This window comes from Aquabacterium sp., from assembly GCF_035476535.1.
Classification (GTDB): Bacteria; Pseudomonadota; Gammaproteobacteria; order Burkholderiales; family Burkholderiaceae_C; genus Pseudaquabacterium.
Map to the genome: position 1 here is coordinate 1 of NZ_DATILJ010000292.1, position 10379 is coordinate 10379.

The 10379-nt window shown below is 69.4% G+C and carries 10 protein-coding genes; 6 read left to right on the top strand and 4 right to left on the bottom strand.

Annotation, left to right across the window (positions count from 1 at the left end; all coding sequences use genetic code 11):
- The coding region (locus tag VLK61_RS28415) for a VIT domain-containing protein (protein ID WP_325426413.1) at positions 1–1212 on the bottom strand (1212 nt) is incomplete at its 3' end.
- A gap of 306 nt (positions 1213–1518) precedes the next feature.
- Here VLK61_RS28415 and VLK61_RS28420 point away from each other — a divergent pair.
- The 6 genes from VLK61_RS28420 (at position 1519) to VLK61_RS28445 (ending at position 7577) form a co-directional block, all read left to right on the top strand.
- Positions 1519–2688, top strand: a complete 1170-nt coding sequence (locus VLK61_RS28420; protein WP_325426415.1) for an ABC transporter substrate-binding protein — start codon at positions 1519–1521, stop codon at positions 2686–2688.
- Between the two features lie 16 nt (positions 2689–2704).
- Positions 2705–3736 (top strand): ABC transporter ATP-binding protein, encoded by a 1032-nt coding sequence (locus VLK61_RS28425; RefSeq protein WP_325426417.1) that lies wholly within the window; start codon positions 2705–2707, stop codon positions 3734–3736.
- Between the two features lie 23 nt (positions 3737–3759).
- Positions 3760–4710, top strand: coding sequence for an ABC transporter permease (locus VLK61_RS28430; RefSeq protein WP_325426419.1), 951 nt, complete (start codon positions 3760–3762; stop codon positions 4708–4710).
- Positions 4711–4831: 121 nt separating this feature from the next.
- A complete protein-coding gene (locus VLK61_RS28435) occupies positions 4832–5602 on the top strand; it encodes an ABC transporter permease (protein WP_325426421.1) in 771 nt (256 codons plus the stop codon).
- A gap of 23 nt (positions 5603–5625) precedes the next feature.
- Positions 5626–7065 (top strand): gamma-aminobutyraldehyde dehydrogenase, encoded by a 1440-nt coding sequence (locus VLK61_RS28440; RefSeq protein ID WP_414636880.1) that lies wholly within the window; start codon positions 5626–5628, stop codon positions 7063–7065.
- A gap of 44 nt (positions 7066–7109) precedes the next feature.
- Positions 7110–7577, top strand: a complete 468-nt coding sequence (locus tag VLK61_RS28445) for a TerB family tellurite resistance protein (protein ID WP_325426422.1) — start codon at positions 7110–7112, stop codon at positions 7575–7577.
- A gap of 12 nt (positions 7578–7589) precedes the next feature.
- Here VLK61_RS28445 and VLK61_RS28450 read toward each other — a convergent pair whose 3' ends face one another.
- The 3 genes from VLK61_RS28450 to VLK61_RS28460 form a co-directional block, all read right to left on the bottom strand.
- The gene (locus VLK61_RS28450; RefSeq protein WP_325426424.1) at positions 7590–9203 is read right to left on the bottom strand and encodes a flavin monoamine oxidase family protein; all 1614 of its coding nucleotides are present in this window, start codon (positions 9201–9203) and stop codon (positions 7590–7592) included.
- Positions 9204–9282: 79 nt separating this feature from the next.
- Complete coding sequence (locus tag VLK61_RS28455) at positions 9283–10209, bottom strand: LysR family transcriptional regulator (RefSeq protein ID WP_325426426.1); 927 nt, start codon at positions 10207–10209, stop codon at positions 9283–9285.
- Between the two features lie 31 nt (positions 10210–10240).
- Positions 10241–10379 (bottom strand): methylenetetrahydrofolate reductase (locus tag VLK61_RS28460; RefSeq protein ID WP_325426430.1); only part of this gene is annotated, 139 nt, incomplete at its 5' end.

Sequence of the window (10379 nt, forward strand, 5' to 3'; positions counted from 1 at the left end):
CAGCCGCGCGGCGTCGCTGCCGAGGCTCGACTGCACGACGAAGGTGGGCATGTCCACGCCGGGGCTGCGGCGCGTGCCGAAGGTCGACTGGCCGTCGCTGAACAGCAGCGCCAGGTCGCCGGCCTGGGCGTTCAGCTGCACGGCGCCGAGCTGCGTGGCGCCGTCGAAGGCTTCGGCCTGCAGGCGTTCACGCAGCGCGCGCCACTGGCCACGCTGCACGCTGAAGGTCTGCGGCGCTTCGAGCCGGTCGCGCAGGACGAACAGGTTCACGCTCAGGTTCTGCCAGCGTGCAAACAGCGCGTCCAGCAGCGCCAGCTCGCGCGGCAGGTTGCGCTGTGCGGCGGAGCCGGAGGCATCCCACACCAGCGCCAGCCGCCGCGGCGCTGGGCGCGGTGCGCTGCCGCCCGGTGCCGGCAGTTCGGAGTAGACGAAATCCTGGCCGTCGAAGTGAGCGGCCTGCAGCGTGGCGTCGGCCGGCGCTTGCAGGTGAAGCGAGACGCTGGCCGCCCGCGCCAGCGCCTGTGGCGGCAGCTGCACCAAGGTATCGGGGCCGTCGGCCCGCACCTGCAGCGCTTGCTGCAGCAGGCCCTGCGTGCTGGCGCGCAGCATCGCCGGCGTCATGCCGACCAGCCGCACGGACAGGCTGGCGCGCGTGACGCCGCTGGCCATCCCCAGCGGCAGCAGCAGCGGCCGTGCGTGGCCGCTGGCACCGCCGGCGGGAAGGGCCTGCGTCAGGTCCAGCACCACGGTGCGCGAGCCGCCGGCCGGCAGCGGGTAGACACGCAGCTTGTACTGGTTGCCGGCGGTGGCCTCCAGCAGCGCGGGGTCGACCCGTGCGCGTATCGTGTCCTCGAAGACCTGAAGCCCGCGCGCCTTGGCCACCGGCACCGCGCGGCGCAGCTGGCCGTCGATGTCCAGCGCGAAGCCGCTGACGATCTGGCCCTCGTGCAGCGGGAACTGCAATTCACCTTCCAGCACCCGCGGATTAGGGTTGTGGAATTCGAGCAGCAGGCGCATCTGCACCGACTGGCCGACGACCGTGACCTCCTGGCGGTACTGGCGCAGCTCGATGGGAGCCTGCGCCTGCGGTGCCACGAAGCGCGGCGCCCAGCCGGGCTCGGTGCGCAAGGCTTCGATGCGCGGCGAAGGGTCGGGCAGCTGCTGCGCCAGCGCGGGCAGCGCGCATGCGCAGGTCACGAGCAGGGCGCTCAAGGCGCTGGCCCCAGGGTGGGGCCGGCGGGGCAGCGTGGGCGGGCGGTGGGTGGCCATCGGTATCTCCTGGAAGGGTTACCGGTGTTGCACGGCCGGCCGCGGTGAGTGGGGTGAATCCACGGACGCCCGCCCGCGCCACTTCGTGGAAACCCTAGATATATCCAAAAGAGATACCCCGCGCGCGTTCGAATGAATTTCCCAGCGTGATGCGCTGCTTCGATGATCGGCGCCGGTGCCGCAGCACGCTTGCCGCGGTGCCGCCCTGTCGACCGAGCACGGCCGACGCTCAACGCCTGGAGGACGCCCATGCCACTACATCTGCCCACCCTGACCGCGCTGGCCGCGGCCCTGCTCGCATTCACCACGCATGCGGTGGCCCAGAAGGGCATGCTGCAGAAACTGGGCAAGGGCGAAGGCCAGGTCGACATCGTCGCGTGGCCCGGCTACATCGAGCGCGGCCAGACCGACAAGGGTTTCGACTGGGTCACCGAATTCGAGAAGAAGACCGCTTGCAAGGTCAACGTGAAGACCGCCGGCACGTCCGACGAGATGGTGGCGCTGATGAACGAGGGTGGCTTCGACCTCGTCACCGCGTCGGGCGACGCATCGACGCGGCTGATCCGCGGCAAGAAGCTGCAGCCGATCAACGTCGGCCTGATCCCGAGCTACAAGACCATCGATGCGCGCCTGCAGAAGGCGCCTTGGCACCACGAGAACAACACCCATTACGGCGTGCCCTACCAGTGGGGCTGGAACGTGCTGATGTACAACACCCAGGTCTTCAAGGACAAGCCGCCGACCTCGTGGAGCGTGGTGTTCGAGGAGCAGACGCTGCCCGACGGCAAGAGCAACAAGGGCCGCGTGCAGGCCTTCGACGGGCCGATCTACATCGCCGATGCGGCGCTGTACCTGAAGGCCAAGAAGCCTGATCTCGGCATCAAGGATCCGTATGAGCTGAACGAGGCGCAATACAAGGCTGCGCTGGAGTTGCTGCGCACGCAGCGCAAGCTGGTCGGCAAGTACTGGCACGACGCCTTCGTGCAGATCGACGACTTCACCAACGAAGGCGTGGTGGCCTCGTCGAGCTGGCAGTTCCAGGCCAACATCCTGGCCTCGAAGAAGCGACCGATCGCCACCGTCGTGCCGACCGAGGGCGCCACCGGTTGGGCCGATTCCACGATGATGCATGCGGACGCCAAGCACCCGAACTGCGCTTATATGTGGATGGAGCATTCGCTGAGCCCGAAGCTGCAGGGCGACCTGTCGGCCTGGTTCGGCTCGGTGCCGTCGGTGCCCGCCGCCTGCAAGGGCAACAAGCTGCTCGGCGACGACGGCTGCAAGCGCCAGGGTTACGAAGCCTTCGACCGCATCTCGTTCTGGCGCACGCCGGTGTCGCAATGCGCGTCGCAGGGCAACCAGTGCGTGCCGTACCACAAGTGGGTCTCCGACTACATCGCTGTTCTCGGCGGCCGATGATGTGACAACGCACCAAGTGAGCGTCACGCCCGCTGTTGAACTCCACGGCGTGCACTGCGTGTTCGGTGCCGCCGGCCGCGAGGTGCGTGCGGTCGACGGTGTCGACTTGGCCGTAGCGCCCGGCGAGTTCTTCACGCTGCTCGGGCCCTCGGGCTCGGGCAAGACCACGGTGCTGCGCTTGATCGGCGGCTTCACGCTGCCGACGGCGGGCCGCATTGCCATCGGTGGCCAGGACATGACGCGCCAGCCGCCCTACGCGCGGCCGGTGAACACCGTGTTCCAGGACTACGCGCTGTTCCCGCACATGAGCATTGCCGACAACGTGGCCTACGGGCTGATGGTGCGCGGCATGCCCAAGGCGCAGCGGCTGCAGCGCGCCGGCGAGATGCTGGCGCAGGTGCAGCTGGCCGGTGTCGGCGATCGGCGACCGGCGCAGCTGTCCGGCGGGCAGCGGCAGCGCGTGGCGCTGGCCCGCGCGCTGATCAACCGGCCGCAGCTGCTGCTGCTGGACGAGCCGCTCGGCGCGCTGGACCTCAAGCTGCGCGAGCAGATGCAGAGCGAGCTGAAGGCACTGCAGCGCCAACTGGGCATCACCTTCGTCTTCGTCACGCACGACCAGCATGAAGCGCTCTCGATGAGCGACCGCATCGGCGTGTTCCACGCCGGCAGGCTGGAACAGGTGGGCACGCCGCAGGCCATCTACGACCGGCCGGCGACACGTTTCGTCGCCCAGTTCATCGGTGCGGCGAACGTGCTGGACGGCGACAGTGCGCGCCGCCTGACCGGCCACGACAGCGCGATGCTGCGGCCCGAGCGCATCCGCATCGGCGATGCCGAGGGCGCACGCGCCAGCGGCAGGGTGGCCGAGGTGCAGTACTTCGGTGCCTTCACGCGCATCAAGGTGGCGGCGGCGGGCATCGCCGGCGTGCCCGGTGTGACTCTGCAGGCCGATCTGCCGCCCGGGCTGGGCGGCGTGGAACCCGGCGCGACGACGCACCTGCACTGGGACGCCGCCGCGGTGCACGCGCTGGCCTCGGCCGCGGCGTGACCGGTGCGCAAGGGGCCGGGGGCATGGGCATGACGATGGCGCTGCCGGCCGGTGTTCCGGCGCACCGCTGGCGCCGGCGTGCCTCGGACCTGCTGTACACCCGCCGCGGCCTGCTGCTGCTGGCGTTGCTGACACCACCGCTGCTCTGGTTCGGCGTGGTCTATGTCGGCGCGCTGCTGGTGCTGCTGGCCAATGCCTTCTTCGGCCTCGACGACTTCACCGGCCAGGTGGTGCGCGAGTTCACGCTGAAGAACTTCGTCGCGCTGACCGAAGGTGCCAACATCGACGTGGCGCTGCGCACCATCATCATGGCCGCGGCGGTGACGCTGGCCAGCATCGTGCTGGCTTTTCCGTTGGCCTACTACATGGCCCGCCACGCGCGCGGCGCCGGCAAGGCGGCGCTGTACCTGGCGGTGATGCTGCCGCTGTGGTCCAGCTACCTGGTGCGGCTGTACGCCTGGAAGCTGCTGCTGGCCAAGGAGGGCGCGGTGTCCTGGCTGGCCGCCGAGGTGCACCTGAGCTGGGCGCTGGAGGCGCTGCTGTCGCTGCCGGGCATCGGCGGGCAGAGCCTGAGCTTCTCGACGCTGGGCACCTTCATCGTCTTCGTCTACCTGTGGCTGCCGTTCATGGTGCTGCCGATCCAGGCGGCGATCGAGCGCATTCCGGGCTCACTGATCGAAGCTTCCGGCGACCTGGGCGCCGGCCCGTCGACGACCTTGCGCCGGGTGATCCTGCCGCTGGCGATGCCGGGCATCGCCGCCGGCTCGATCTTCACCTTCTCTCTGACCCTGGGCGACTACATCGTGCCGCAGGTCATCGGCGACTCCACGATGTACATCGGCCAAGTGGTCTACCTGCAGCAGGGCACGGCCGGCAACGTGCCCTCCGCGGCAGCGTTTTCGCTGGTGCCGATCGTGGTGATCGGCGTCTATCTCTGGTTCGCCAGGCGACTCGGAGCCTTCGATGCGCTCTGACCCGGCCCACCCCCGGAGCGGCCTGCGGCCGCCTCCCCCTCAAGGGGGCGCCGCCAGCGGCCCGGCAAAGCCGGTTCCGCGGCGTCCCCTGGGATCCGGTACTCCACGGCCACCCCTTGCGTTGCGCCTGTCGGCCTGGGCCGTCGTCGCCTTCCTGCATGTGCCGCTGGCGCTGATCATCCTGTATGCCTTCAGCGCCGAGGACAAGAGCTACGTCTTCCCGCCGCCGGCGCTGACCACGCAATGGTTCGCCGTGGCCTGGGGGCGGGAGGATGTGTGGGCCGCCATCCGCATGAGTTTCGAGGTGGCGGCCTGGTCCACCGCGTTGGCGCTGCTGCTGGGCACGCTGGCCGCGGCGGCACTCGCGCGGGCCAGCTTCTTCGGCCGTGATGCGGTCAGCCTGCTGCTGATCCTGCCGATCGCCTTGCCCGGCATCATCACCGGCATCGCGCTGCGTTCGGCCTACGGCACGCTGGAGATCCCGTTCTCGTTCTGGACCATCGTCGTCGGCCACGCCACCTTCTGCGTGGTGGTGGTCTACAACAATGCGGTGGCGCGGCTGCGGCGGCTGAATCCGAACCTGATCGAGGCCTCGATGGACCTCGGCGCCGACGGCTTCCAGACCGTGCGCCACGTGATCCTGCCGCAGCTGGGAACGGCCTTGCTGGCCGGCGCGCTGCTGGCTTTTGCGCTGAGCTTCGACGAGGTGATCGTCACCACCTTCACCGCTGGCCAGCAGACCACGCTGCCGATCTGGATGCTGCAGGAACTGATCCGCCCGCGCCAGCGGCCGGTGACCAATGTCGTCGCGGTGGTGATCATCGCGCTGACCTTCGTGCCGATCCTGCTGGCCTACACCCTGACGCGCTCGGATGAACCGAGCCCTCGCTGACCGCCGATTTCAAGGAGATGACCATGGCCGACCTGACCCTGCCCACCCAGCTGCTGATCGATGGCGCCTTCGTCGCCGGCGAAGGCGAGGCCGAACGGGTGCTGAATCCGGCCACTGGCGAGCTGCTCGTCGCGCTGCCGGAAGCCTCGGCCGAGCAGGTGCACAAGGCGGTGTCGGCGGCGCACCGTGCCTTTGTCAGCTGGCGCGACACCACGCCGATGGAACGTTCACGCCTGCTGCTGAAGCTGGCCGACGCCATCGAAGCACGGGCCGAGGACTTTGCGCGTCTGGAAAGCCTGAACTGCGGCAAGCCCTACAGCCGCGCGCTGGGCGACGAGATCCCCGCGGTGGCGGATTGCTTCCGCTACTTTGCCGGCGCCGCGCGCTGCATCGGCGGCACGGTGGCCAACGAATACCTGGCCGGCCACACCAGCATGATCCGGCGCGATCCGGTCGGCGTGGTGGCCTCGATCGCACCCTGGAACTACCCGCTGATGATGGCGGCGTGGAAGACCGCGCCGGCGCTGGCCGCCGGCAACACCGTGGTGCTCAAGCCGAGTGAGCAGACGCCGCTAACCGCGCTGCTGCTGGCGCAGATCGCCGCCGAGATCTTCCCGAAGGGCGTGCTCAACATCGTCACCGGCCGCGGCGCGACGGTGGGTCAGCCGCTGGTCGAGCATGCCAAGGTGGCGATGGTCAGCCTGACCGGCGACGTGGCCACCGGCCGCAAGATCCTGCAGGCCGCCAGCGGCACGCTCAAGCGCACGCACCTGGAACTGGGCGGCAAGGCGCCGGTGATCGTTTTCGACGATGCCGACCTGGCCGCGGTGGTCGAGGGCCTGAAGGTCTTCGGCTACTACAACGCCGGCCAGGACTGCACGGCGGCCTGCCGCGTCTATGCCGGTGCCAAGGTGCACGACAGGCTGGTGGCCGACCTGACCAGTGCGGTCAAGGGCATCAAGGTCGGCCTGCAGGACGACCCCGAATCCGAGATCGGCCCGCTGATCAGCGACCGCCAGCGCAACCGGGTGGCCAGCTTCGTCGAGCGGGCGCAGATGACCGGCCACATGGAGATCACCACCGGAGGCAAGCTGCGCGGCGGCAGCGGCTTCTTCTACGAACCCACGGTGATCGCCGGGGCCCGCCAGGACGACGAGATCGTCAAGCGCGAGGTCTTCGGCCCGGTGGTCAGCGTGACCCGCTTCACCGACCCCGACCAGGCCGTGGCCTGGGCCAACGACAGCGACTACGGCCTGGCCTCCAGCGTCTGGACGCAGGACGTCGGCCGCGCGATGCGCGTGGCCCGCGCACTGCAATACGGCTGCACCTGGATCAACACGCACTTCATGCTCGTCAACGAGATGCCGCACGGCGGCATGAAGTCCAGCGGCTACGGCAAGGACCTCAGCATGTATGCGCTGGAGGATTACACCGTGGCTCGGCATGTGATGGTCAAGTACTGACGGACCACGCCAGAATCGCCGGCTCGGCATGCCAAGATCGCGCCATGCTCAAGACCTTGAAAGACCTGTTCGACAGCCTGCTGCCCCCGGCACCTGGCGCCGACCCGCGCAGTGCCGAGCACACGCTGCAACTGGCCACTGCGGTGATGCTGGTGGAAGTGATGCGCGCCGACGCCAGCTTTCACGCCGGCGAACGCGAAGCGGTGCGCGCCGCGCTGCGCGACAAGTTCACGCTGTCGGCCGAAGAGGCCGATCGCCTGGCCGAACTGGCCGAGGCCACGGCGCAGGGCGCGACCGACCTGTTTGCCTTCACCTCGCGCATCAACGAACGATTCGAGATGCCGCAGAAGCTGCGCATGGTCGAACACATGTGGCGCGTGGCCTATGCCGACGGCCACCTGAGCGACCACGAACGCCATGTGCTGTGGCGCGTGGCCGACCTGCTGCATGTGCCGCAGGGGGCCTACGTGCATGCCCGCTTGCGGGCGCAGCAGCAGGCCGGCGAGACCTGATCGGCGGCCGCGCTACCTGAGCGTGCGCCACACCTGGTCTGCCGCGCGCGCGCCCGACAGCAGCGCGCCCTCCATGAAGCCCTGGTAGCTGTAGAACGAATCGGTGTGTTCGCCGGCGAAGAACAGGCGTTCGCCGGCGGGCTTGGCGTACTGGCCCTCGAGGGTCGTGAAGTAGCCGGGCTGGTTGTTGGTGTAGGCGCCGCGGAAGAGCGGATTGCGTGACCAGTTCTCCAGGTGCGCCACGGCGCGGCCTTGGGCGTCGCGCCGCACCTGCCCAATGCTGCCGGGCCAGACCACGTCGAGGTCGGCCAGGAAGGCGGAGGCTTCGGCCTCCAGCCTGCCCGGGTCCAGCCGCGCACCGCGCTCGCCACCCGAGTAGTCGGTGATCACGCCGCGCACGCCGGCCAGCGCGGTTTCCGGCGAGGTCTCCCAGGTGTTCTGGTGGTTGCGCAGGTCGCTGTAGCTGCCGCCGTTGCTGCCCAGGTCCTGCCAGGGCCGGCCGGTGAAGCCGATCATCATCTTGCTGTTCGTCCCGTAGTCCAGCCCGTCGATGGCGGAACGGCTGTGGCTGGGCAGGCCGACGCTGGCATCGAACGCGATCGATCGCATCATCGGTGCCGGCAAGGCCAGGATCACCGCGGCGTGCACCACCTCGACGGTCTTGTTGTCCTTGGCGAGGGCCAGCTTCAGCCGGCCGTCGGCGAGACGAGCGACGCGCAGCAACTGGTGGCCGAAGTGCACCGGGCGCGGCAGGCCGCGTTCGAGTCCGGTGGCAATGGCGTCGTTGCCCTCGACGATGTGGAAGCGCTCGTCGCTGAAATTGCCGAAGGGTGTGAAGTGGCCGCGCTTGTTGGCCTGCGCGAAGAACAGCAGCGCCAGGCTGCTCTGGCGGTCGATCTGGCGGCCGAACTCGATGGTGTAGGCGGTGTCCATCACGCCACGCAGCAGCGTGCCGGCACCGCGCGAACTCAGGTAGTCGGACAGCGGCAGGCGGTCGAGCTGGGCGTCGTAGGCGTTGAAGCTGTCGGCCGTGGGGCCGCCGGACAGGCTGCGCAGGTCGTTGTTCATGGCCGCGCTGAATGCGCGGTATTCGGCCACCACCTCGGCCTCGCTCCAATGCCGGCCCATGAAGTGGAAGAACTCCTCGCCGGGCTGCTTCTCGTGACTTTCCAGCGTCAGGCCGAAGGCATTGGCCAGGCCGCGCACGGTGCTGTGCGTGGTGTCGATCAGTTCGGCGCCACGCTCCACCACCTGGCCCGGGAACGCCCCGCGCAGGGACCACACGCGGCCGCCGACGCGGCTGCCGGCCTCGTAGACCTGCGCGTCGATGCGCTTGCCGGCCAGTGCGCTGGCGGCCTGCAGCCCGGCGAAGCCGGCGCCGACCACCGCCACATCCGCTGCCGCCTGTGCATGCAGCTTGGGCGCGGTGGCGCCCAGTGCCACCAGCGCGGCACCGCCGGCGGCGCCCTGCAGCAGGCGGCGGCGCTGCTCGCGTTGCGCCTGTTCGCTGCGTGCCTGGGCGCGCCGCTGTTCGACGGCCTCGACTTCGGACTGCCCGGTGCGGTCGCACCAGGCGGCGGTGGCGGCACATCGGGCCAGGAAGCGGAAAGCGGCGCTGCGTGTCATCGGGTGTTCTGCTCGGCACGGGACAAGCCATGAGACTAGCGCTTCGCCGCGCCGCCGCGATCCCCGTAATCCCGGGTTGTCAACCGCCCGCGCGCCGTGCCCGCGACTGCTCGCGCGCCAGGTCGATGAACTCCTGCGTCGCCGGCTTCAGGTCCGAGCCGCGGCGCCAGACCAGGCCGACGTCCACCGTCGGCACGTCGTCGCGCAGCGGACGTGCTTCCACATGCTCGGCATCCAGCGTCCAGGGGCGGTACAGGAACTCCGGCAGCACCGCGATACCGGCACCGGCGCCCACCAGCGAACGCACTGCTTCCAGCGACGAGGTGCGCAGCATCGTGCGCGGCTTCAGCTGATGCCGCGCCCACACGCCGGCCATCAGGTCGTCGATGCGGTCGGCCTCCAGCACGATCTGCTCCTGCGCGGCGCATTCGGCCAGCGTCAGCTCCTCGTGCTCGGCCAACGGGTGGTTGGCCGGCAGCCAGACGCGGTTGGGGCTGCGCGTCAGCACCTCCACCACCAGGGCCTGCGGTTCGCCGAGCGCGCTGCTGACCATGATCGCGACATCCACCTCGCCGTTGATCAGCAGGTGTTCCAGGAACTGCGGCGTTTCCTCGGTCACCAGGACTTCGACATCCGGGCAGAGGCGGCGGAAGCGGCTCAGCAGCTCGCTGAGGTAATAACCCGCGACGAGGCTGGTGACGCCGATCGCCAGCGTGCCGGTGAGCGCGGCCGAGCTTGGGTCGGCCTGCAGCCGCAGCGCATCGGCCACGCTGCCGATCACCTTGCGTGCGCTGGCCAGGAAGCGGTGGCCGTGCGGCGTCAGCGTCATGCCCTTGGAGCTGCGCAGGAACAGCACGCTGCCCAGCTCCGATTCCAGCTCGGCCAGGCTTTTGGTCAGCGCGCTCTGCGCGATGTTGAGCATGCGCGACGCGGCCGCCAGCGAGCCGCTCTCGGCCACCGCCACGAAGTAGCGGAACTGCCGTAGCGTGACGTGGCGGTGGTTCATACCGGGCCCGCTGCGCAGCGTGGCCGCGGGCTCAGCGCCCCAGCCGCTTGCAGATTTCCAGCGTCAGCCCCGACTGGTTCAGCGCGTAGAAGTGGATGCCCGGCACGCCGCCGGCGATCAGCCGTTCGCACAGCTTGCTCACCACGTCCAGCCCGAAGGCGCGGATCGAT